The sequence below is a fragment of the Pseudomonas sp. 10(2024) genome, assembly GCF_045164175.1.
In the GTDB taxonomy this organism is placed as follows: Bacteria; Pseudomonadota; Gammaproteobacteria; order Pseudomonadales; family Pseudomonadaceae; genus Aquipseudomonas; species Aquipseudomonas alloputida.
This window is the reverse complement of record NZ_CP174006.1, coordinates 3,936,402-3,959,522: the sequence shown is the minus strand read 5'-3', so window position 1 is coordinate 3,959,522 and position 23,121 is coordinate 3,936,402. Positions and strand designations below refer to the sequence as shown.

The following is a 23,121-nucleotide window of genomic DNA, read 5'->3' as shown; positions in this document are numbered from 1 at the left end:
GCATGGCTCAGCCTATTTCAGCGGCACGTAGATGTCCGTCTGCCATTGCTCCAGTGGCGTTTCCGGGTACACGCTCAGGTAATGAAAGAACAACGGATGATCACGCAGTTCTTCGTTGCTCGATGGCAGCCAGTCACGATAAAGCGGGTAGATGGTTTCGCCAATGTAGTCAGGCGAACCGGTATGTCGAATCACGGCACAGCGACCCGCCGGTATAACCCGTTCATGCACGCCGAAATCGTTGGGCTGCACTGTCTCGTCTATCTCGCCGCACACGGCAAAGCGAAAGGCGTGGGCCGGGGTGGTGTCGGGGTTGTCGTAGGGGATACCGAAGGTACGGCTGCTGGCCACAGGCGACTGACCGCTTTGCATGCGCCATTGGCGAAAACGCGCGACGCTTTCGCTGACCAGGCCGGGCGGCCCTTGGTGTTCGAGCGCGGCCACGCGGGTTTCGGCGAAATTCACGATACGGATCTGCATGGTGATACTCCTGGATCGCTGAGGAACATTGAATACCGCACTCCAGGCCTGCCAGTTCGGTGCCTTGGCGAACGCGCTCGGCGCCATGCCGAAGGCGCGCTTGAACGCTCTGGCAAAGGCTTCGGGGCTTTCGAAACCGGCGCCGAATGCGGCCTCCAGTATGGGCGTCGCGGGCGAGGCGACCAGTTGATGCGCTGCGCGTCGAAGCCTCATCAGTTGCACATACCGTGAAACCGGAACGCCCATGTAGGCCGTGAACTGCCGATGGAAATGAAACGCCGAGAAGTTGGCGATGCGGCTCAAGGCATTCACCGACAGGTCACCTTCGAGGTGGCTGTCGATGTAGGCAAGCACGGTTTCGAACCGTTTCATGTAGCTAGGGTTGTGCTGTGAGTCAGTCAACGAACGGAATCTCTGGAAGGTGCGGTAAGCGCTAGCATCCGTTGTTCAGGCACCGAGGTGCCTAGCCGTGATTGCTCTATCGGGTGGCTTGATGTGCTGCCAAGCGTTATGAGTCAGGGTTACAGGGTGAGTACCAAGGGGCAGCAGCGTCGACGTGGACATGTTTCTGCTTCCTGGGCAGGAACGGAGTATCAAGCGTTCCCAGCGCTATCGAAATCCAGTCGGCAAACTCACCTTGGGCGCGTGACCAGAACAAGGTCGAGCCGCACTCCGTGCAGAACTCGCGCGTAACCGTCGGTGATGAAGAAAAGGCCTTGATGCTGGACGCGCCGCGCAATATGCGCAGCATGCTGCGCGGAATGCTGCCGTACGAAGCGAATGCGGCGCCGTGACTTTTGCGGCACTGGCTGCAGTGGCAGTGGCTCACTGCCTTGGGTGGGGTGAGTAGCAGGTAAGAGACGGCTGCGCACAAGCAGCTTCCTTGGTATGCCTCTGTCATTGGCGCTTCCGTGCAGGTGGGAAAGCGCCAGCGTAAACGCCTTGGCCCGATCAGTCGACTGGCCTGCGGGCCGACAGACAATCAAACGCTACGTGTCAAGCCGCCATCGACCTTGATGTTCTGCCCGGTGATGTAGGCAGCGCCTTCGCTGGCAAGAAACGCGATGGTGGCGGCGATTTCCCCGCAGGTGCCATAGCGTTTGAGCGGCACGCTGTCGCGGCGCTGTTCGGTGGCTGGCAGGCTGTCGATCCAGCCGGGGAGGACGTTGTTGATCCTCACGTTGTCCCCGGCGAATTGGTCGGCGAAGATTTTGGTGAATGCGGCCAGGCCCGAGCGGAACACTGCAGACGTCGGGAACAACTCGCTCGGCTCGAACGCCCAGGCGGTGGAAATGTTGATGATCACGCCCCCTTTCTGGCGCTGCATGTAGGGCGTCACCAGGCGAGTCGGGCGGATGACATTGAGCAGATAGGTGTCCATGCCCTTGTGCCAGTCTTCGTCGCTGATTTCCAGGATTGGCGCGCGCGGACCATGGCCGGCGCTATTGACCAGCACGTCGATGCGCCCCCACTTTTCCACCACGGCATCGACCAGGCGTTTCAGGTCCTCAACCGACTGGTTGCTACCCGTTACGCCAATACCACCAAGCTCGGCAGCCAGGGCTTCGCCCTTGCCCGAGGAGGACAGGATGGCAACCTTGAACCCGTCAGCGGCCAGGCGCCGTGCCGCTGCTGCGCCCATTCCACTGCCACCTGCTGTGATGATCGCAACTTTTTCTACTGACATGCTGCCTCCGGAACGTTAATCGCTGAATGCTTAGGCGCACTAAAATTAGCAGCAGTTGTGGCAGCGAGGGAGACAGCTAAACTTCACCAAGGCAGTAGATTAACTATTTCCTGCCTGTTGCTTGAACCAGCGCTGGACAATGCCTAGCGACTCCGGCTGCTGCAACTTTCGTGGCCACACCAGGTAGAACGACTTATCGAGCCTGAGTTGCTGAGCGAAGACCTGGGTCAGCCTGCCCGCGACGATGTCATCACTGACGAACGCCAGGCTTGCCAACGCAATACCCTGACCACTGATGGCGGCATCAATGGCCAATGAAGTCTGGTTGAACCGCAGGTTTCTGGCAGTCGCTTGCCCGTGTTGCGGGAACAGTTGTGCAAGGAACCGAGGCCAGAAATCATGGGCATCGTGGAGCAGGGTGAACGCTTGAAGCTGCTCGAAGCTGGTGGGGGTTTTGCTGGCTTCGAACAACGTTGGGCTGGCCACGGCGACGATACGCTGTTCCATCAACAGTTCGCTGTTCAAGCCCGCGCCGATGTCGGGCTTGCCATAGCGGACTGCGAGATCCACGCCGTCGGTATTGAAGTGGGACAGCCGATCTGTGGCCAGTACACGTAAATCGATGTCCGGATGGCTGTGCGCAAAGCTGCCCAGCCGGGGAATGAGCCATTTGGAGGCAAAGGTTGGTGTCACGCTGACCGTCAGGTGAGACGCCTGTGGCCGCAGCAGGCGGGTTGCCTCATCGATCATCGCCAAGGCGTTGCGAATGCTGCCGCTGTAGCCCAGCCCCGCATCGGTCAGTGCCAGGCCCCGGGGCAGGCGCTCGAACAAACGAAGGTTCAGGCTCGCTTCCAGCCCGCGTATCTGTTGTGCCACTGCCGCCTGGGTCACCCCCAGCTCTTCGGCGGCCAGGCGGAAGTTCAGGTGGCGGGCAACCACTTCGAACACACGTAGCGCATTGAGCGAGGGCAAATCAGGGAAACCGTTTGGCATGGCGATGGACAGGGTCGGGCTGGAGGATTCAGCCACGAGGCTACTCGCCGAGCGCCAGTAAAGAAACCCGCGCCACCGCAGCCAATCCGCCACGCTGCGCAGCAAGCCCTCTGTTGGCGGCTGCACATTTCCATCGTTTGGCTTGACGCGTGAAATTTTTCATGTAAATTTTCATGAAAAATAAGTCTAAAAATTTCACGGCAGTCCGAAACGATGAAGATGCACGAAGAGGTTGAAGCCCTCGCGATCCTTATTCACGACCTGCGCAAATTCAAGAACCTGACCTTGGGTGAACTGGCCGAGCGCATCAACCGCTCGGTGGGTTTCCTCTCCCAGGTCGAACGCGGCGTTTCGCGCCCGACCGTGGCAGACCTCACCGCTATCAGCGAAGCGCTCGGCGTATCGACCGCGTACTTCTACAACCTGAGCAAGCCCCGCAGCATTGGCTGGGTCACGCGCCCCCACGAGCGGCGCACGTTGTACCTGGAGTCGGGCATCACCGATGTACTGGCTTCGCCGACCATCGCAGGCGCCTTCGCCATGCTCGACAGCCTCCTCGAGCCGGGCGCCACCAGTGGGGAGGCGTACTTGAGCGACCGTTCCGAGCAGGGCTGTTTCGTGCTCGAGGGCGAACTCACGGTGTGGCTGGACCAGGGCGATGCCGTGACCCTGCAAGCCAACGACTGCTTCCAGCTGCAACCCCATGCGCCGTTCCGTTACGCCAACCTGACGGATAAAACCACCCGCGTGCTCTGGGTCTTCAATTGAATTCGTTCACCTCACAAGGATAAGAAGATGAGTGTCATCTTTCCGGATCTGCTGGCTGAAGTGCGCTCGTTCCGAGCAGAACACCCGGCAGTTCGCTATGTCGACCTGATTGCGCTGGACATCCCCGGGCACTTCTACGGCAAGCGCTACCCCATGGACATGCTGGAAAAAGTCGCAGCCGGTGCGCCTCTGAAGCTGCCGCAGAACTGCGTGCTGCTGGGTACCCAGGGCGGCCTTTACCCGATTGGTGACTATTGCTTCGCCGACGGCGACCCGGATGCTGCCCGGCGCCTGGTGCCGGGTACGCTGAAGCCGGTGCGCTGGGAAAAGGAAGTGATCGCCCAGATGCTGATCACGTCCGACGGCACTGCAAAGCCGATCGAATTCGAGCCTCGTGAAGTGCTGGCGCGTGTGCTTCAGCGTCTGGCCAAGCGTGGCATCCGCCCGGTGGTGGCGTTTGAACTGGAGTTCTACCTGTTCGACCGCAAGCTTGATAACGGCCTGCCACAGTACCCACGTGACACGGCAACCGAGGATGAAGACGATCAGCCGAACATGCACATCGAGCGGTTGTCGCGCTTTTCGTCGGTCCTGCACGAGATGGTCGATGGCGCCAACGAGCAGGGCGTGCCGGCGAACGTCATCACCGCAGAGTTGGGCCCAGGCCAGTTCGAGATCAACTTCTCGCACAGCGACGATGCCCTCAGTGCGGCGGACTGGTCGGCACTGTTCTGCCGCAGTACCCGCGGTATCGCGATGAAGCACGGCTACCGTGCCAGCTTCATGAGCAAGCCCTACCTGGACGCGCCAGGCAGCGGCATGCATGTGCACGTCAGCCTGTACGACGCCGCCGGCAATAACATCCTGGCGGGAAGTGAACAGCGCAAGCTGCGCCATGCGGTGGCAGGCTGCCTGGAGCTGCTGCCGCACTGCATGCCGATCTTTGCCCCCAACCACAATGCCTACCGACGTTATGGCGCCATGGTCAACGCGGCGAGCAAGGCCAGCTGGGGTTTCGAAGACCGTGACGCGTGCATCCGCATCCCCGAGTCCGACCCGCGCAACCTGCGCATCGAGCACCGCCTCGCTGGCGCCGACGCCAACCCGTATCTGGTACTGGCGGCCATTTTGACCGGGATGGAGCATGGTCTGGATCGCGGTGTGGAGCCCATCGCCCCGCTGAACGACAACCGCCAGAGCGGCATCGACTTCCCCAAGGATGCCCTCAGCGCCTTGGCCGCGATGCGTCATCACCCGGTGGTCAACCAAGGCCTGGGCAGCGAGTTCGTGATGGTCTATTGCGAAAACAAATACCAGGAGCAACTGGACTTCATGCACCACATCGATGCCCGCGAATACCGCTGGTTCCTCTAGGTGCAGCGACGCTGCACCCTCCCTTTCTACCGTTTCAATACAACGCGCAATATGGATTTGCCGGAGGAAGATATGCCACGTGTGCCCGTGATCGGCATTACCGCATGCACCAGCATGATTGGGCTGCATGCAACCCAGACCATCAGCGAAAAATACGCGCGCGCGGCAGCCAAGGCGGCGTGTGGGCTGCCCATCGTCATTCCCAGCCTCGGTGAGTTGATGAACAGCGCCGATATTCTTGACGTGGTGGATGGGCTGATCTTCACCGGTTCGCCGTCCAACATCGAGCCGTACCACTACAACGGCCCGGCCAGTGCTGCGGGCACCCATCACGACCCTCTGCGCGATGCCACCACGTTGCCGCTGATGCGCGCCGCCATCGCCGCCGGTGTACCGGTACTCGGCATTTGCCGTGGCTTCCAGGAAATGAACGTGGCGCTGGGTGGCACCCTGCACCAGAAGGTCCACGAGACCGGCATGTTCATGGACCACCGCGAAGGCAAGGATGAGCCCCTCGACAAGCAATATGGGCCGCGCCACACCCTGCATGTAGAGCCTGGCGGCATGCTCGACCGTATGGGCTTGCCGGCAATATTCGACGTCAATTCCATCCACGGCCAAGGCATCGACGTACTGGCCCCCGGGCTGAGGGTGGAAGCGCTGGCGCCCGATGGCCTGGTGGAAGCGATTTCGGTCGAGAACAGCAAGGGTTTTGCCCTGGGTGTGCAATGGCACCCCGAGTTCCAGGTCATGGATAACCCCCATTACCTGGCCATCTTCCAGTCCTTTGGCAAGGCCTGCCGGCACCGCTCGGTATTGCGCCAGAGGCTGTTGCTGTCTGCCTGAGCAGCCACCTTTACCACCTGTAGAAAATACCCTCGCAGCGCGGCTGCGCAACTTGATGGAGTGAAGTCAATGAGTGAACAGAATTCGCAGACCCTTGCCTGGCAAACCATGAGCCGCGACCATCACCTGGCCCCGTTCAGCGATGTCAGGCAACTGGCCGAGAAAGGCCCACGCATCATCACCTCGGCCAAGGGCGTGCACCTGTGGGACAGCGAGGGCAACAAGATTCTCGATGGCATGGCCGGCCTGTGGTGCGTGGCGGTCGGCTATGGTCGCGATGAGCTGGCCGAGGTCGCCAGCCAGCAGATGAAGCAGTTGCCTTACTACAACCTGTTCTTCCAGACCGCGCACCCGCCCGCGCTGGAGCTGGCCAAGGCGATCGCCGAGGTGGCCCCGCAAGGCATGAACCACGTGTTCTTCACCGGCTCCGGCTCCGAAGGCAACGACACCGTGCTGCGCATGGTCCGCCATTACTGGGCACTGAAGGGCCAGAAGAACAAGAAGGTCATCATTGGCCGCATCAACGGCTACCACGGCTCTACCGTGGCGGGCGCGGCCTTGGGCGGCATGAGTGGCATGCACCAGCAGGGCGGGGTGATCCCGGATGTCGTGCACATCCCGCAGCCATACTGGTTCGGCGAAGGCGGCGACATGACCGAGGCCGACTTCGGCGTGTGGGCGGCCGAGCAACTGGAGAAGAAGATCCTCGAAGTTGGCGTGGACAACGTTGCTGCCTTCATCGCCGAGCCGATCCAGGGCGCCGGTGGCGTGATCATTCCACCGCAGACCTATTGGCCGAAGATCAAGGAAATCCTGGCCAGGTACGACATCCTCTTCGTCGCCGACGAAGTGATCTGTGGGTTCGGCCGTACCGGTGAGTGGTTCGGCACCGATTACTACGACCTCAAGCCTGACCTGATGACCATTGCCAAGGGCCTGACCTCCGGTTACATCCCCATGGGCGGGGTGATTGTGCGTGACGAGGTGGCCAAGGTCATCAGCGAAGGCGGCGACTTCAACCACGGCTTCACCTATTCCGGCCACCCTGTAGCGGCGGCGGTGGGCCTGGAGAACCTGCGGATCCTGCGTGACGAGCAGATCATCCAGCAGGTGCACGATAAAACCGCGCCGTATCTGCAACAACGCCTGCGCGAACTGGCCGACCACCCGCTGGTAGGCGAAGTGCGCGGCCTGGGCATGCTCGGTGCGATCGAGTTGGTGAAAGACAAGGCCACCCGTGCCCGTCATGAAGGCAAAGGTGTCGGCATGATCTGTCGCCAGTACTGCTTCGACAACGGCCTGATCATGCGCGCTGTAGGCGACACCATGATCATCGCGCCACCGCTGGTGATCAGTATCGAAGAGATCGACGAACTGGTGGAGAAAGCCCGCAAGTGCCTGGACCTGACTTATGAGGCTGTTCGGTAGCGGCAGAAGCTGTTCTCAGCACCTGTGAGATCGAGCACCGCTTGCGCGGTGCTCGATCGGTGCCGCAATCGTACATTTCACGTCAGGCACCTTCCGCAAAGCATTTTGCTTTGTGAAATGAATCCTGTACTTTTCTGGGCATCCATTTCCCGTCTGAAAGTCGCGATTCAACCATGAAAGTGCACGAAGAAATCGAAGGCCTGGCAGTACTGATTCGCGACCTGCGCAAGTTCAAGGGCCTGACTCTGGGCGAGCTGGCACAGCGCATTGGCCGTTCGGTGGGTTTTCTGTCCCAGGTCGAACGCGGCGTATCACGCCCGACCGTGGCCGATCTCACAGCCATCAGTGAAGAGCTCGGTGTATCCACAGCCTACTTCTACAAGCTGGAAAAACCCCGTGAGCTCGACTGGGTGACCCGCCCGCACGAGCGTCGCACGCTGCACCTGGCGGGTGGTATCACCGATGTGCTGGCATCGCCCTCGATAACGGGCGCGTTTTCCATGCTCGACAGCCATTTGCAGCCGGGAGCCAGCAGTGGCGAGGAGTACCTGGACGACAGCTCGGAGCAGGGTTGCTTCGTGCTCGAAGGCGAACTGACGGTGTGGTTGGGCGATGCTGAGCCGGTCACGCTGCACGCCAATGACAGTTTTCAGTTGCAACCCCACGCCCGTTTCCGTTACGCCAACCTGACCGACAAGCCCACACGTGTGCTATGGGTGTTCAGCTGAGGGCCGTCGCACGGGCATGCGCGTTGTGCTTCGGCTAGCCGGGAAAGTTGGCCTGCAAGCAATGTGCAGGCTGCATGGGGTATCCTTGCACCACGCAATCAACTTCGAAGCAGTGAATGAACAATGGGTTTTGAACAACTAGCTGAGCTACGAGACCGCCTGCGGGCGGAAAAAGGGCAGGTAAAGGCCGATAGCGCGAAACCGCCCAAGCGCAAGTCGCCCCCGCAGGCGAAGCCGCGTGAGATGGACCCGGCGGTGGCAGCGATCTGGCCACTGCAGAAGCATTTTCCCTTGGCTTTCCCGGTCAACCCGGCCCCCAAGGTGCCGCTCAAGGAGGGCATTTTCAAGGATGCCGAGCAACACCTGGAGCTGCTTGGATTGACCCGCGAACAGCTCAAGCTGGGCATTTCCACGTGGTGCCGGGGCGCTCGATACTGGGCGAGCATGGTGGAGAATGCACCGCGCCTTGACCTGAATGGTCAGGCCGCAGGTACTGTGACCGCCGCTCAGGCGCTGCATGCCAAGCAGCAAGCTGCGCGGCAACGCAGCCAGGACCGACGCAATCGTGCGAAGTCAAAGGCCCAGGCCCAGGCTCCGGCCCCCGCCGCCGACACCGCAACGGTGCAGTCTACCGACTGAACTCAGTCGCGTTCTGCCCCGTAGCCATGCTGGATGGCAGCCCATTGCCGGGGCTGCCGTCTGGCAATGGACCAGGTTCGGTTTCGAGGGCCTGGTGCATGCAACGATGGTTTCAAGACCCACCTGATCGGCAAGCCGTGGCAGATGATGCCGGGGCGTAATCACGTGCGTCGGTTTCAGAATGCGCCTGGTCGCTCGCATACAACCCCTCGGCGCTACAAGTGCCATGCTAGCAGGATGCCCAAGGGTCAGTGCGCGCAGACGTGCGGCCGTGGGCGAGGAGGCCACCCGTACCACGCTACTGTGACGTGGACGGTGCGCCGCAGCAGAACACGCCGGAAACCTGCCCCTTAAAACAATCAGGCAGGGTCCGTGATGCCGAGGTCCGCTGTATGCCTGATGAATTGCTCCACCTGCCTGTAATCCAGCGCATTCTGGCCCGCGACAAGGACACCCCCGGTGCCCTGTTGCCGATCCTGCATGCCGTCCAGCACGAGATAGGTTACATCCCCGATGCCTCGGTCCCCGAAATCGCCCATGCCCTGAACCTCAGCCTGGCTGAAGTGCGTGGGGTAATCAGCTTTTATCACGACTTCCGCACCACGCCGCCCGCGCGCCACACCCTGCGCCTGTGCCGTGCCGAGTCGTGCCAGAGCCGTGGCGCCGAAGCCCTGGCCGCGCAATTGCGTGAACAGTTGGCACTGGACGACCACGGCACCAGCGCCGACGGGTCCATCAGCCTGCGCCCTGTTTACTGCCTGGGGGCCTGTGCCTGCTCGCCAGCGCTGGAGCTGGACGGCCAGGTGCACGCGCGACTCACCCCTGAGCGCCTGCGGGACTTGGTCAACGGTTGCCGGGAGGACTCAGCATGCTGAAACTGTATATTCCCTGTGATTCGGTAGCCCGAGCCGTGGGTGCCGACCAGGTTGCCGAGGCCCTGCTGCGCGAGGCCGAGCGCCGCCAGTTACCGCTGGACATCCAGCGCACCAGCTCGCGCGGGCTTTACTGGCTGGAGCCGCTGATCGAGTGCGACAGTGCGCAAGGGCGCCTGGGTTTCGGCCCGATTACGCCACAGGATGTGCCGTCACTGCTTGATGCCCTGGCGGGGGAACCCGGTGGCCACTCGCTGGCATTGGGGCCGGTCGAAGAAATACCCTATCTCAAGACCCAGCAACGCTTGCTGTTCGCTCGCGCTGGCATCACCCGCCCATTGTCGCTGGACGACTATCGTGCCAACGGCGGCTTCGCAGGCCTGGAGGCCGCCGTGGCGCTGGACGGTGCCGAAGTGGTTGCCGCAGTACTCGACTCCGGCCTGCGTGGCCGTGGTGGTGCGGCGTTCCCGGCCGGCATCAAGTGGCGCACCGTGCGTGATGCTGGCGCCGGGCAGAAGTACGTGGTGTGCAACGCCGACGAGGGTGACTCGGGCACGTTCGCTGATCGCATGCTGATGGAAGGCGACCCCTTCCTGCTGATCGAGGGCATGATCATTGCCGGCCTCGCCGTGGGTGCCGACAAGGGCTATATCTATGTGCGCTCGGAGTATCCCGATGCCATCCGGGTACTCGACCAGGCCTTCGCCATCGCACGTGACGCTGGCTACCTGGGTGCTGACGTAGCCGGCAGCGGCCAGGCGTTCGACCTGGAGGTGCGGGTGGGCGCCGGCGCCTATATTTGCGGCGAAGAAACCGCGCTGCTCGAATCCATCGAAGGCAAGCGTGGCATCGTCCGCGCCAAGCCACCGCTGCCTGCGCTGCAAGGGCTGTTCGGCCTGCCGACGCTGGTGCACAACGTGCTTACCCTGGCTTCGGTGCCCATCATTCTGGCCAAGGGTGCAGCGTTCTATCGCGATTTCGGCATGGGCCGCTCGCTGGGCACCATGCCGTTCCAACTGGCCGGCAACATTCGCCAGGGTGGCCTGGTCGAGCGCGCGTTCGGCCTGACCCTGCGCGAGCTGGTGGAAGGCTATGGCGGTGGCACGGCCAGTGGCCGGCCGCTGAAGGCCGCGCAGGTCGGTGGCCCGCTTGGTGCCTGGGTACCCCCCAGCCATTTCGACACCCCACTGGACTATGAAGCGTTTGCTGCCGTGGGCGCGATGCTCGGCCACGGCGGTGTGGTGGTGGCCGACGATACGTTGAACATGGCCAGCATGGCGCGTTTCGCCCTGCAGTTCTGTGCCGAGGAGTCCTGCGGCAAGTGCACCCCGTGCCGTATCGGTTCCACCCGGGGCATGGAAGTGGTCGACCGGCTGATCGCCAGCAGCGACATCACCGAGCGCCATGACCAGGCGCTGTTGCTGCGCGACCTGTGCGACACCCTGCAGTACGGTTCGCTGTGCGCCATGGGCGGTATGACTGCCTATCCGGTGGCCAGCGCGCTCAAGTACTTCCCCGCCGATTTTGGGCTGACCACCACGGAGGCCGCACAGTGATCAATTTCTTCGACCCCGCTTCTGATAAAAGCAGCGACCTCGGCACCCCGGCCCGCGAAAGCGACGTGCAGGTCAGCCTGAGCATCGACGGCCGCGCCATCAGCGTGCCTGCTGGCACCTCGGTCATGCGCGCCGCCGCCATGCTGGGCACCAGCATCCCCAAACTGTGCGCCACCGACAGCCTCGAAGCCTTCGGCTCCTGCCGCATGTGCATGGTGGAAATCGAAGGCATGCGCGGCTACCCGGCATCCTGCACCACGCCAGTCAGCGAAGGCATGGTGGTGCGCACCGAAACCCCGCGCCTGGCGGGCCTGCGCCGCAACGTGATGGAGCTGTACATTTCCGACCACCCGCTGGACTGCCTGACCTGTTCGGCCAACGGTAATTGCGAGCTGCAGACCGTCGCCGGCCAGGTGGGCCTGCGTGAGGTGCGCTACGGCTATGACGGCGCCAACCACCTGGACGAGAAAAAAGACGTTTCCAACCCGTATTTCGACTACGAGCCGAGCAAGTGCATCGTCTGCAGCCGCTGTGTGCGCGCCTGCGAGGACATCCAGGGTACGTTCGCCCTGACCATTACCGGGCGTGGTTTCGAATCGCGGGTGGCGGCAGCGGGTGGCGAAAACTTCCTTGCGTCCGAATGCGTGTCGTGCGGCGCCTGCGTGCAGGCCTGTCCGACCGCGACCCTGACGGAAAAGAGCATGGTGCAGCTTGGCCAGCCTGAGCGTTCGGTCATTACCACCTGCGCCTACTGCGGCGTTGGCTGCTCGTTCCGCGCCGAAATCAAGGGTGACCAGCTGGTGCGCATGGTCCCGGACAAGAACGGTGGCGCCAACCACGGCCACGCCTGCGTCAAGGGCCGCTTTGCCTGGGGCTACGCCACCCACCCGGACCGCATCACCAAACCGATGATCCGCAAGCGCCTGGAAGACCCGTGGCAGGAAGTCAGCTGGGACGAGGCCGTGACCTATGCTGCCAGCGAGTTCCGCCGCATCCAGCTCAAATACGGGCGCGACTCCATCGGCGGTATCACCTCCAGCCGCTGTACCAACGAAGAAGCCTACCTGGTGCAGAAGCTGGTGCGCACGGCCTTCGGTAACAACAACGTCGACACCTGCGCACGGGTATGCCATTCGCCCACCGGTTATGGCCTGAAGCAGACCCTGGGTGAGTCAGCCGGCACGCAAAGCTTCGACTCGGTGATGCAGGCCGACGTTGTGCTGGTGATTGGCGCCAACCCCACCGATGCGCACCCGGTGTTCGGCTCGCAACTCAAGCGCCGCCTGCGCCAAGGGGCGCGGCTGATCGTGATCGACCCACGGCGCATCGACCTGGTCGACTCGCCGCACGCCCGCGCCGACCTGCACCTGCAACTGCGCCCGGGCACCAACGTGGCCATGCTCAACGCCCTGGCCCACGTGATCGTTACCGAGGGCCTGCTGGCCCAAAGCTTCATCGATGCCCGCTGCGAAACCGAAGACTTCGCCCGTTGGCGCGACTTCGTCAGCCTGCCAGACAACGCCCCCGAGGTGCTCGGCCCGGTTTGTGGCGTGCCCGCCGAGCAGATCCGCGCTGCGGCCCGGCTGTATGCCACCGGCGGCAACGCGGCCATCTACTACGGCCTGGGGGTGACCGAGCACAGCCAAGGCAGTACCGCAGTGATGGGCATCGCCAACCTGGCCATGGCCACTGGCAACATCGGCCGTGAAGGGGTAGGGGTGAACCCGCTGCGCGGGCAGAACAACGTGCAGGGCTCGTGCGACATGGGCTCGTTCCCCCACGAGCTGCCCGGCTACCGGCATGTCTCCAACGAGGGCGTGCGCGCCGAGTTCGAACAGGCGTGGGGCGTGACCTTGCAGCCCGACCCGGGTCTGCGCATTCCCAACATGTTCGAGGCGGCGCTGGATGGCAGCTTCAAGGCGCTGTACTGCCAGGGTGAGGACATCGCCCAGAGCGACCCCAACACCCAGCACGTCACCGCGGCCTTGCTGGCCATGGAGTGCGTGGTGGTGCAGGACATCTTCCTCAACGAAACTGCCAAGTTCGCCCATGTGTTCCTGCCGGGCAGTTCCTTCCTGGAAAAGGATGGCACCTTCACCAACGCCGAGCGGCGAATTTCGCGGGTGCGCAAGGTCATGGAGCCGCTGGCCGGCAAGGCCGACTGGGAAGCTACCGTGGCCCTGGCCAACGCCCTGGGCTACCCGATGAACTACCGCCATCCTTCCGAGATCATGGACGAGATCGCCCGCCTGACGCCGACCTTCCGTCGTGTCAGCTACGCTGAACTCGACCGCCATGGCAGCCTGCAGTGGCCGTGCAACGACGCTGCCCCAGACGGCACGCCGACCATGCACATCGACCAGTTCGTGCGTGGCAAGGGGCGCTTCATGCTCACCGGCTACGTGCCCACCGACGAAAAGGTCAACAACCGCTACCCGTTGCTGCTGACCACCGGGCGCATTCTCAGCCAGTACAACGTAGGCGCCCAGACCCGGCGTACCGGTAACGTCGCCTGGCATGACGCCGACCGCCTGGAGATCCACCCGACCGACGCTGAAAGCCGTGGCATCCAAGACGGTGACTGGGTCGGCATCGGCAGCCGCGCCGGGCAGACTGTGCTGCATGCCAAGGTCAGTACGCGGGTGGCGCCGGGAGTGGTGTACACCACCTTCCACTTCCCCGAGTCGGGGGCCAACGTGATCACCACCGACAACTCCGACTGGGCCACCAACTGCCCCGAGTACAAGGTGACGGCAGTGGAAGTGGTGAAAGTGTTCCAGCCATCGCAATGGCAGAAGCGCTATCAGGACTTCAGTGATGAACAGCAGCGGCTGCTGAAAGAGCGCCGCACTGCGGAGAAAGCCGAGGTTCGCCGATGAGCAGCGAAAACCTGGTCAAGATGGCCAACCAGATTGCCCATTACTTCGACAGCGAGCCCGACCGGGCGCTGGCAGTGCAAGGGGTGCGGCAGCATTTGCAGAGCTTCTGGACGCCGGCGATGCGCCGGCAGCTGGCGGAATGGAGCGAGGCCCATGCGGGGGAGGGGCTTGACCCGAAGGTGCGGGAGGCGTTGGTCTAGACTCCCGGGCGGCAACGGAACCTTGGGGCGGGTTTGCCGGCGAATGTGGCGTTGAAATCAATGACGCATTCGCGGGTGAACCCGCTCCTACAAGGGGCCTGCATATTGCCTACTCAGCCGCGGGCCAGCTCCGCCAGGTGGGCGATGGCTTCCTCGCTCTTGAGCACCAGCACATCACCCTGCAGCGCATCCAGCACCACTTCCGAGGTATTACCAATCAACGCCCCGGAAATGCCCGTGCGGCACACCGTGCCCATCACCGTCACCACGGCATCGAGCTTCTGTTCGGTATGTGGAATCAACACATCCGCTGGCCCTTCGGCAACATGCAGGCATTCTTCCCTGATGCCGTATTCAGCCTGGAACGCGCTGCACGCTTCACGGTAGCGCTTTTCGATCGTATCGCTCAGCTGGAACGCCGGGTCCGACGCTGACAGCATCGGCGACGGGTGGGCACTGATGACGTGCAGTTCTCCCTTGGCCAGTTTGGCAATCTCGAAGCCGTGGTCGATGATGCTGGCATGCAGGCGGCGGTGGTCTTCGTCCTGGTTGCCCACGTCCACCGCCGCCAGGATCTTGCCCCCGGTCCATGGCCGCTCGCTCTTGACCATCAGCACCGCACACGGGCATTGGCGCAGCAGCTTCCAGTCGCTGGGGGTGAGCAGGGCCTTTTTCAGCGGGTTGTCCGGGCGGTGGTCCTTGATCACCAGTTCGCAGCCTTCGGCCTGCTGTACATGGATGATGGTGTCGTGCAGGTTGTCGCGCCAGCCCTCTTCATGGGTGACATTGTCGAAGCCGTCATCATGCAACTGGCTGCTCAGCAGGCTCAGCAGCGCACTGTGATCATGCCGTTTGTCGCACATCAGCAAGTGCAGGCGCGCGCCGGTGATGCCGGCAATCAGCTTGGCCCGTGTAAGCGCCCGGCTGTGGGCGTGCGCGGGGTCGAGGACGACGAGGATGCTGCGGACGGCTTGCATGGGCGTAAACTCCCTTCGATGATGGCGACCAGTGCCTGACTATAGTCGGCGCTTTCCCCTCCAGCGCTTGATGTACATCAAGCATAGTCACTGGCGTCGCCAGCCGCCGCCGGTATAATCGCCGACCCTGCCTGTTCTGTGTGGTTGCACGCTTATGTCCCTGATCCCCGAAATCGACGCCTTTCTTGGCTGCCCGACGCCAGACGCCTGGATCGAAGCGGCGCTCGCCGACCAGGAAACCCTGCTGATCGACCACAAGAACTGCGAGTTCAAGGCCGCCAGCACGGCCTTGAGCCTGATCGCCAAGTACAACACTCACCTGGATCTGATCAACATGATGTCGCGCCTGGCCCGCGAGGAGCTGGTGCACCACGAACAGGTGTTACGCCTCATGAAACGCCGCGGTGTGCCGTTGCGTCCGGTGTCGGCAGGGCGTTATGCGTCGGGGTTGCGCCGGCTGGTGCGCGCCCACGAGCCGGTCAAGCTGGTGGATACGCTGGTGGTGGGGGCGTTCATCGAGGCGCGCAGTTGCGAACGTTTTGCCGCGCTGGTGCCGCATCTGGATGAAGAGCTGGGCCGCTTCTACCACGGGCTGCTGAAAAGCGAAGCGCGCCACTACCAGGGCTATCTGAAACTGGCGCACAACTACGGTGATGAGGCGGACATCGCCCGCCGCGTCGAGCTGGTACGCGCGGCGGAAATGGAGCTGATCCAGTCACCAGACCAGGAGCTGCGCTTCCACAGCGGCATCCCGCAGGCTTTGGCCGCCTGATGGTCACCAGGCGGCGCAGGCCTTAATTGCGCCGGCCCAGTAGCAGGCCTACCGCCAGCCCGAGGCCGGCAGAAATGGCAACGGTCTGCCAGGGGTGGCCGCCGATGTAGTCCTGGGTGGCGTCCACCACCGGTTGCGCCTTGCTGCGCACGTTGCTGGCCGCCTGGCGAGCCTGACGAAGTTTCAGGCTTACCTGGGCGCGCAGCGTCTCGGCTTCTTCGCCCACCAGGGCGGCACTGTCGTTCAGCAGTTTTTCCGATTCTTCTATCAGCGATTGCAGTTCGCTGAATACCTGGTCCTTGATCTGATCGCTGTCAGCCAGCGTGGCGTTTTTCCGGGCCATGAACTCGTCCTCGTCAATGGGGGTGTGAACAATGGATGCCGCCACGTCGGGAAAGTTGCGGCGGCTTTCCGATGATGGGTTGCCTGGGTGTAAGATAGCGGCCATTTTCAAACCTGCAGGTAACTTCATGAGTTTCAATCTGGCCAACATGAGCTTCGAGGAACGGGCGCAGATCGAGGCAGAGAAGGCCCGGCTGTTCGAGATGTGGCAGAACAACCTGGGCAAAGCCAAGGGCGAAGCCGCCCGGCTGATTGCCGAAAAGCCACGGCGCAAGGGCAAATGGGCCGAGTGGGTGCGCGCCGAACTGGACGGCATGACGCCGCCTGAATACGCCAGCATGGTGCGCAGCGAAGTCAACAAGCTGATGGCCGCAGCCAGCGCCAACCGCTGAGCACACCCGCCCGGCGCTTGTCAGTAGGTGCCCTTGGGCAGGTCCAGCTTGCCTTCATCGGTAAAGCGCACGGTCCCCAGCGGCCCGCCGGCCAGTTTGCCGCGCAGCTTGTAGGGTAGACCCTGCAGCGAATCCAGCTTGCCCAGCCCATAGGCCTGGCGCAGGAAGGAAAACGCCGTGATGCTTACCGGCACCACGATCACCGCTTCGTCGTAGCGGCCAATATGCCCCTGCTGGTCACTGACCCCAGCGGCCAGCGGCTGGCCGTTCACTTCCAGGTTCAAGGCGATGCCGTTGTAATCGATCGGCGCCTCATTGGGGTTTTGCACCCGCATTTTCACCGCCATGCGCAGTTCCAGCTCCTGACCGGGCAGTGGTTCGATGCCGATTACGCTGATGTTTACCGGGTCGCGTGGCTGGAACAGCGCACAGGCCCCCAGGCCACAGGCCAGCAGCAGGACCAGGAACAGGCGGGTGTAGCGGTAAAGACGGGCAGTCATGGGCTGTGACCTTGCCGGAATGGAGCTGGCAGTGTGGCAAATGCGCGTCGGCGTTGAAAGTATCGGTTCATATGAAAGATACTGTTTCTCATTAACGCCCGATAACCTCTCTTACTGGCTGTTCCCAATCATGCTGACTTCACCCATGTCGGGCCTGCTGGCAAGTTTCCAGGAGCACTACGACGACCTGCTGCAGTTTCTGACACGGCGCATGAGCGACCGCCAGCGCGCGGCCGATGTGGCGCAGGAAACCTACCTGAAGCTGGTGAACATCGACGAGCAGGCGGTGCCGGTGTTGCACGCACGCAGTTTCATCTTCCGCGTCGCCGGCAACCTGGCGATTGACGCCTTGCGCCGTGAGCAACGCATCGCCGCCAGCCACGACGACAGCGACGGAGCCTGTGAGGTGGCCTGCCCGGCGCCCGCCCCTGAGGCGGCGTTGCTGGCCCGCGAGCGTTTGCAGATTCTTGACCAGGCGCTGTTGCAGTTGCCCGACAATGCCCGCCAGGCGCTGTTGCTCAACCGTGTCGAGGGCCTGACCCAGAAGCAGGTCGCTCAACGCCTGGGGGTTTCCGAGAGCATGGTGGCAAAGTATATCGGCCAGGCCTTGCGCCATTGCCGCGGCCGGCTGAAGCAGGCGGGTGTGGCGGCTTCGGTGGTGTTGCTGGTCGCCGCCGTGGCGGGTTGGCAGCAAGCCCCGATGCTGCTGGCCGATTACCACACCGCCGTGGGCGAGCGGCAGGTCATTACCCTGACAGATGGCACACGGGTGACGCTGAACAGCGCCAGTGCCTTGAGCGTGGCGTTCAGCGAGCATGAGCGGCGGGTGGTACTCGATGCGGGTGAGGCGTTGTTCGAGACCGCCGATGATTCACGTCCGTTTGTGGTCGAAACGGCCGGTGCGCAGGTGCAGGGCAATGCTGCCACCTTCAGCGTGCAGCGCGATGGCCACGTCGTGTTGGCTCGCGGTGAAGCCAAGGTGGGTGAACATGAACTGGCAGTGGCGGCCGATGCCGGCACGCAGATGGCCTGGCAGCGTGGCAAGCTGATCTTCAACGGCAAGCCGCTGGGGCAGGTGCTGACCGAGCTTGAGCGATACCGGCATGGGCGCATTGTGTTGTCCGACAGCAAGCTGGCTGCGATGGAAGTGAGCGGGGTGTTTGACCTGGATGAACCTGAGGCCCTGTTGCGGACGTTGGAGCAACGGTATGGCCTGAAGGTGACTTACCTGCCGTGGTTGGCCGTGGTGCATTGATCAGCCTGTGCCGGCCTCTTAGCGGCAAGCCCGTTCCTGCACAGATCGCACAATCTTCAGGCGGGCGCAGTCGTTGTAGGAGCGGGCTTGCCCGCGAAGAGGCCGGACAGAAATAAAAATATTTTCCATTTGCCACTGCAAGTTCCTGCAAGCCAGATCGTCGTAGTGAGACTGATCAGCAACCCATTCTCATTTACGACTTGTCAGGAAGCTCATTCGTGCCTCTGATGCTCAAGCCCTTGCACCGCCGTCGCGGTTCTTTTCACCATGCCTTGATGTCTTGCAGTGCCGTGGCCCTGTTGCTCGGCCCCCTGCACGCAGGGGCCGCGACGACTGCCGAACAGACCCAGATGCAGGCTCGCCAGGTCCAGCTCGACCTGCCAGCCCAACCGCTGGACCAGGCGCTGACCACCTTCGCCGACCAGGCCGGCCTGCTCCTGCTGTACACCACAGGCGATGTCGCCGGCCAGGTCAGCCCGGCGTTGCAGGGCAACTACAGTGTCGAGCAGGCCTTGCAGCAGTTGCTGGCCGGCAGCGGCATGAGCTGGCAGTTCAGCGAGGCTCGCACCGTCACCCTGCGCAAGGCCGAGGCCGCGCCGCAGGCGGTCAACCTCAAGCCGATCGAAGTCAGCGTAGCCTCGCGCACCAGCACCGCCATCAGCGAAATCCCCGGGACCGTCTGGGTGGTCGACCAGCAGCAATTGCGCGAGCAGATCGACAGCGGCGTCAGCCTGAAGGAAGCCATCGGCAAGCTGGTGCCGGGCCTTGACCTGGCGCCGGAAGGGCGCACCAATTACGGCCAGAACATGCGTGGGCGCAACGTGCTGGTGATGATCGACGGGGTCAGCCAGAACAGCTCCCGCGGCCTGTCGCGCCAGTTCGACAGCATTTCGCCGTTCAACGTCGAGCGCGTCGAAGTGCTGTCTGGCGCCAGCGCCATCTACGGCGGTGGCGCCACCGGCGGCATCATCAACATCGTGACCAAGAAGGGCGAACCTGGCCCGGCGCGCTTCGAAACCCAGTTGGGGGCCAGCAGTGGTTTCAACAACAGCGACGACCTGGCCACCCGCTTCGCCCAGTCCGTCAGCGGTGGTAACGAGCGGGTCAATGCCCGGTTGGGTATTTCCGGTGAGCAGAACGAAGCCTTCTACGATGGTGCTGGCGACCAGATCTTCATCGACAACACCCAGACCGACCTGCAGTACAATCGCACCATCGACGTACTCGGTACCTTGGGCCTGCAACTGAACGACCAGCAGAGCCTCGACCTGTTGGCCCAGTACTACGACTCGGGCAACCACGGCAGCACGGGTATCTACTTCCCCAACCTGAACTACAACGCGCCATCCGACCTGGAAGACGCCGAGCTGCGCAGCGGTTATTCATCGGACCTGGAGCCGCGTACGCGGCGCTTGCTGCTCAACGCCAATTACCACCACACCGACGTGTTGGGCCAGGACTTCTACCTGCAGGCTTCGTACCGGAAGGAAGACGACAACTTCTACCCGTTCCCGTACTACAACCGTGCCACACCCACCGGCTCGCGCGGGGTGTACTTTGCCGCCTCGCAGCAGAACTTCGAAGTCACCAGCCTCAAGGGCCTGTTTGCCAAGCAGTGGGATACGCTGAAGCTGACCTACGGCGTTGACCTGGACCGCGAGCGCTTCAACGCCGAGCAGACCACCTTCAACGCCCAGACCTCGTCCGAGTCGGGTGGCCTGGAGCTGGAAAAAGACAGCAAGGCCGACCGCTACCCCAGCTACCGGGTGGATGGTGTGTCGGTGTATGCCCAGCTGGACTGGCATGCCACCGACAACCTGACATTGTCCGGTGGTGCCCGGCGGCAGCAGATGGACGTGGATGTCAGCGACTTCAAGGGTGTGCCAGGTGGCAGTAACGACTATCAGGTCAACCTGTTCAACGTCGGTGCCATCTACGACTTCAAGAACGGCCACCAGGTGTGGAGCAACTATGGCGAAGGCTTCGACCTGCCTGACCCGGCCAAGTACTACGGCAAGCCGGGCCTGAGCGTGGCCGATAACCCGTTGGCCGGTATCAAGAGCCGCCAGGTGGAATTGGGCTGGCGCTATGCCGACCTGGATTGGGATGCGCAGGCAGCGCTGTACTACATCTGGTCGGACAAGATCATCAACGTCGATTCGCAAACGCTGACCATCGACGTGGAAGAGCAGAAAAGCCGCGACTTCGGCTTTGAAGGTGCACTGACCCGGCACTTCCAGACCGGCTGGGAAGCTGGCGGCACATTGCACATGACACGCTCCGAGGAAGAGGCCGAAGACGGCGGCTGGATCAAGCGCGATGCCCGTTATGCCTCGTTGTCCAAGGCCACCGCGTTTGTCGGCTGGAAGGGCGATGGGCGCAGTGCACGCTTGCAGGCCAACCATGCCTTCAGCCTGAAGGACGATGCCGATCACGAGATTGACGGCTACACCACCTTCGACCTGCTGGGCAGCCAGGACACCGGTTTCGGCACCTTCAGTGCCGGTATCCAGAACCTGCTGGACAAGCAGTACAGCACGGTATGGGGACAGCGTGCGACGTTGTTCTATTCGCCGACCTACGGGCCGGCGTATCTGTATGACTACCAGGGGCGTGGGCGGACCTACACGCTGAGCTGGAGCATGGCTTACTGATTGTGGTGGCTTGAACGGGCCTGTTCGCGGAGGCAACGGTGAACGCCTGGTGGAAATTGGCCAGCAGGGCCGGCCCCTTCGCGGGTAAACCCGCTCCTACACGACGGTGCCTGTGCCCAGCCACCGATGCGTGTCCACCCTCGATCCGGCGTAGGAGCGGGTTTACCCGCGAATACGGTAGCGGCGTCAACGGTGAACGCCTGGTGGAAGTTGGCCAGCAGGGCCGGCCTCTTCGCGGGTAAACCCGCTCCTACACGACGGTGCCTGTGCCCAGCCACCGATGCGTGTCCACCACCGATCCGGCGTAGGAGCGGGTTTACCCGCGAATACTGTAGCGGCGTCAACGGTGAACGCCTGGTGGAAATTGGCCAGCAGGGCCGGCCTCTTCGCGGGTAAACCCGCTCCTACACGACGGTGCCTGTGCCCAGCCACCGATGCGTGTCCACCACCGATCAGGCGTAGGAGCGGGTTTACCCGCGAATACGGTAGCGGCGGCAACGGTGAACGCCTGGTGGAAATTGGCCAGCAGGGCCGGCCCCTTCGCGGGTAAACCCGCTCCTACACGACGGTGCCTGTGCCCAGCCACCGATGCGTGTCCACCACCGATCAGGCGTAGGAGCGGGTTTACCCGCGAATACGGTAGCGGCGGCAACGGTGAACGGCGGGTGGAAATTGGCCAGCAGGGCCGGCCTCTTCGCGGGTAAACCCGCTCCTACACGACGGTGCCTGCGCCCAACCACCGATGCGTGTCCACCCTCGATCCGGCGTAGGAGCGGGTTTACCCGCGAATGCGGTAGCGGCGTCAACGGTGAACGCCTGGTGGAGATTGGCCAGCAGGGCCGGCCCTTTCGCGGGTAAACCCGCGAAGGGGCCGGTTCAGGCAAACGCCGCCAGCAAATCCTGCGCAAATACATGGGCTGCCTCGCCAACCCCCTGTGCCCGGTGCCGGGCCAGGGTGAACGGCACCCCAAAATCAAGCTCAGGGTCCAGCGCCCATAACAGCCCCTCGGCCTCCCAGGCCTGTGCACAATGGCATGGCAAGTAGCCAATATGCCGACCAGACAGAATGAACGTCAGCACGCTTTCGATCTGCTCCGCCACTGCCGTGCTGCGTCTGCTCTGGAACGGTTCGCCCCCTTTGAGAAAACGGTACGGATGGCGCACCTGGTCCATGTCCAGCAACCGCTCAAGCCCAACATCCGTTTTGCCATACAGCACATGCCCCCTGCCGCAATACAGCCGCTGTCGTTCTGCGAACAAGGGCTGGTAATCAAAGGCCGCCTGGTTGCCGGAAAAATAGCTGATGGCATAGTCCAGCCGCTGCTCCAGCAACAGCCGTTCCAGCTCCGCCGGCGGTGCACTGACAAGCTCCAGTTGCACCGATTCCTCTCGCCTGCGAAATGCCGCAATGGCCGCCGCCAGTTTCAGGCTCACCGCCTTGTCCTGATTTTCCGCCATGCCTATGCGCACAGTCCCCAGCAATCGCCCGGCAACGCCGTTGGCCTGCTGGCGAAACTGCTCGATGTTCAGCAGCAGCCCACGCGCCGCCTCCAATAGCAATTCACCTTTTTCCGTCAGGCGAAAACCACCCTTGCCGCGGCTGCACAGGCGGTAACCCACGCGTGCCTCCAGTTGCGCCATGCGCTGGCTGATGGTGGGCTGGCTCAGGCCCAGCACGCCTTGAGCGGCGCTGAAGCCACCTGCCTCGACTACAGTGACGAACAGCCGCAGCAGGTGCAGGTCGGGATCGTGCACTTGTCCGAGCATTACATTGCTCCT

Annotated in this window: 22 protein-coding genes; 14 read left to right on the top strand and 8 right to left on the bottom strand. The window is 62.7% G+C overall.

The window, feature by feature from the left end:
- Positions 1–12 precede the first annotated feature (12 nt).
- The 4 genes from ACI7M0_RS17970 to ACI7M0_RS17955 form a co-directional block, all read right to left on the bottom strand.
- Complete coding sequence (locus ACI7M0_RS17970) at positions 13–852, bottom strand: GyrI-like domain-containing protein (RefSeq protein ID WP_129933663.1); 840 nt, start codon at positions 850–852, stop codon at positions 13–15.
- 136 nt (positions 853–988) lie between these two features.
- Complete coding sequence (locus tag ACI7M0_RS17965; protein ID WP_081273312.1) at positions 989–1,381, bottom strand: GFA family protein; 393 nt, start codon at positions 1,379–1,381, stop codon at positions 989–991.
- Positions 1,382–1,462: 81 nt separating this feature from the next.
- The gene (locus ACI7M0_RS17960) at positions 1,463–2,167 is read right to left on the bottom strand and encodes an SDR family oxidoreductase (RefSeq protein ID WP_129933662.1); all 705 of its coding nucleotides are present in this window, start codon (positions 2,165–2,167) and stop codon (positions 1,463–1,465) included.
- A gap of 99 nt (positions 2,168–2,266) precedes the next feature.
- The gene (locus tag ACI7M0_RS17955) at positions 2,267–3,160 is read right to left on the bottom strand and encodes a LysR substrate-binding domain-containing protein (protein ID WP_129933667.1); all 894 of its coding nucleotides are present in this window, start codon (positions 3,158–3,160) and stop codon (positions 2,267–2,269) included.
- Positions 3,161–3,373: 213 nt separating this feature from the next.
- Between ACI7M0_RS17955 and ACI7M0_RS17950 the strand changes: the two genes are divergently transcribed.
- The 10 genes from ACI7M0_RS17950 to ACI7M0_RS17905 all read left to right on the top strand — a co-directional run bounded on the left by ACI7M0_RS17950 (position 3,374) and on the right by ACI7M0_RS17905 (position 14,450).
- Positions 3,374–3,928 (top strand): helix-turn-helix domain-containing protein, encoded by a 555-nt coding sequence (locus tag ACI7M0_RS17950; RefSeq protein ID WP_129933661.1) that lies wholly within the window; start codon positions 3,374–3,376, stop codon positions 3,926–3,928.
- A gap of 27 nt (positions 3,929–3,955) precedes the next feature.
- Positions 3,956–5,302 carry a glutamine synthetase family protein gene (locus ACI7M0_RS17945; protein WP_129933660.1) on the top strand — a complete coding sequence of 449 codons (1,347 nt, stop codon included), beginning with the start codon at positions 3,956–3,958 and terminating at the stop codon, positions 5,300–5,302.
- 72 nt (positions 5,303–5,374) lie between these two features.
- Positions 5,375–6,148, top strand: a complete 774-nt coding sequence (locus ACI7M0_RS17940) for a gamma-glutamyl-gamma-aminobutyrate hydrolase family protein (protein WP_129933659.1) — start codon at positions 5,375–5,377, stop codon at positions 6,146–6,148.
- Between the two features lie 69 nt (positions 6,149–6,217).
- A complete protein-coding gene (locus ACI7M0_RS17935; RefSeq protein WP_129933658.1) occupies positions 6,218–7,576 on the top strand; it encodes an aspartate aminotransferase family protein in 1,359 nt (452 codons plus the stop codon).
- A gap of 173 nt (positions 7,577–7,749) precedes the next feature.
- On the top strand, positions 7,750–8,304 hold the full coding sequence (locus ACI7M0_RS17930) for a helix-turn-helix domain-containing protein (protein WP_064493513.1): 555 nt from the start codon (positions 7,750–7,752) through the stop codon (positions 8,302–8,304).
- A 123-nt stretch (positions 8,305–8,427) separates the two neighbouring features.
- Entirely contained in the window at positions 8,428–8,943 is a 516-nt protein-coding gene (locus ACI7M0_RS17925; protein WP_064493514.1) for a ProQ/FinO family protein, read from the top strand.
- 392 nt (positions 8,944–9,335) lie between these two features.
- Positions 9,336–9,818, top strand: a complete 483-nt coding sequence (locus ACI7M0_RS17920; RefSeq protein WP_129933657.1) for a formate dehydrogenase subunit gamma — start codon at positions 9,336–9,338, stop codon at positions 9,816–9,818.
- Positions 9,812–11,371, top strand: coding sequence for an NADH-quinone oxidoreductase subunit NuoF (locus ACI7M0_RS17915; protein WP_014591748.1), 1,560 nt, complete (start codon positions 9,812–9,814; stop codon positions 11,369–11,371). The genes ACI7M0_RS17920 and ACI7M0_RS17915 overlap by 7 nt, the downstream gene beginning before the upstream one ends.
- Positions 11,368–14,250 carry a formate dehydrogenase subunit alpha gene (fdhF, locus tag ACI7M0_RS17910; RefSeq protein ID WP_129933656.1) on the top strand — a complete coding sequence of 961 codons (2,883 nt, stop codon included), beginning with the start codon at positions 11,368–11,370 and terminating at the stop codon, positions 14,248–14,250. Before ACI7M0_RS17915 ends, fdhF begins: the two co-directional genes overlap by 4 nt.
- Positions 14,247–14,450: a formate dehydrogenase subunit delta gene (locus tag ACI7M0_RS17905; protein WP_010953171.1), complete on the top strand. Its 204-nt coding sequence runs from the start codon at positions 14,247–14,249 to the stop codon at positions 14,448–14,450. The genes fdhF and ACI7M0_RS17905 overlap by 4 nt, the downstream gene beginning before the upstream one ends.
- Before the next feature lie 113 nt (positions 14,451–14,563).
- On the opposite strand, the gene ACI7M0_RS17900 is transcribed toward ACI7M0_RS17905, so the two are convergent.
- The gene (locus tag ACI7M0_RS17900) at positions 14,564–15,427 is read right to left on the bottom strand and encodes a universal stress protein (RefSeq protein WP_010953172.1); all 864 of its coding nucleotides are present in this window, start codon (positions 15,425–15,427) and stop codon (positions 14,564–14,566) included.
- A gap of 154 nt (positions 15,428–15,581) precedes the next feature.
- Here ACI7M0_RS17900 and ACI7M0_RS17895 point away from each other — a divergent pair, with 154 nt between their 5' ends.
- The gene (locus ACI7M0_RS17895; RefSeq protein ID WP_003248869.1) at positions 15,582–16,199 is read left to right on the top strand and encodes a tRNA-(ms[2]io[6]A)-hydroxylase; all 618 of its coding nucleotides are present in this window, start codon (positions 15,582–15,584) and stop codon (positions 16,197–16,199) included.
- A gap of 22 nt (positions 16,200–16,221) precedes the next feature.
- On the opposite strand, the gene ACI7M0_RS17890 is transcribed toward ACI7M0_RS17895, so the two are convergent.
- Positions 16,222–16,542, bottom strand: a complete 321-nt coding sequence (locus ACI7M0_RS17890) for a YqjD family protein (protein WP_054889208.1) — start codon at positions 16,540–16,542, stop codon at positions 16,222–16,224.
- 127 nt (positions 16,543–16,669) lie between these two features.
- Between ACI7M0_RS17890 and ACI7M0_RS17885 the strand changes: the two genes are divergently transcribed.
- Entirely contained in the window at positions 16,670–16,933 is a 264-nt protein-coding gene (locus ACI7M0_RS17885; RefSeq protein WP_003248880.1) for a hypothetical protein, read from the top strand.
- A gap of 20 nt (positions 16,934–16,953) precedes the next feature.
- On the opposite strand, the gene ACI7M0_RS17880 is transcribed toward ACI7M0_RS17885, so the two are convergent.
- Positions 16,954–17,433 (bottom strand): LEA type 2 family protein, encoded by a 480-nt coding sequence (locus tag ACI7M0_RS17880; RefSeq protein ID WP_020192401.1) that lies wholly within the window; start codon positions 17,431–17,433, stop codon positions 16,954–16,956.
- A gap of 130 nt (positions 17,434–17,563) precedes the next feature.
- On the opposite strand from ACI7M0_RS17880, the gene ACI7M0_RS17875 reads away from it, so the two are divergent.
- Together ACI7M0_RS17875 and ACI7M0_RS17870 are read left to right on the top strand one after the other, a co-directional pair.
- Positions 17,564–18,688, top strand: coding sequence for a sigma-70 family RNA polymerase sigma factor (locus ACI7M0_RS17875; RefSeq protein WP_104962183.1), 1,125 nt, complete (start codon positions 17,564–17,566; stop codon positions 18,686–18,688).
- 227 nt (positions 18,689–18,915) lie between these two features.
- Positions 18,916–21,342, top strand: a complete 2,427-nt coding sequence (locus ACI7M0_RS17870) for a TonB-dependent receptor (RefSeq protein WP_129933666.1) — start codon at positions 18,916–18,918, stop codon at positions 21,340–21,342.
- Positions 21,343–22,218: 876 nt separating this feature from the next.
- On the opposite strand, the gene ACI7M0_RS17865 is transcribed toward ACI7M0_RS17870, so the two are convergent.
- Positions 22,219–23,109: a LysR family transcriptional regulator gene (locus ACI7M0_RS17865; RefSeq protein ID WP_129933901.1), complete on the bottom strand. Its 891-nt coding sequence runs from the start codon at positions 23,107–23,109 to the stop codon at positions 22,219–22,221.
- Positions 23,110–23,121: the final 12 nt, after the last annotated feature.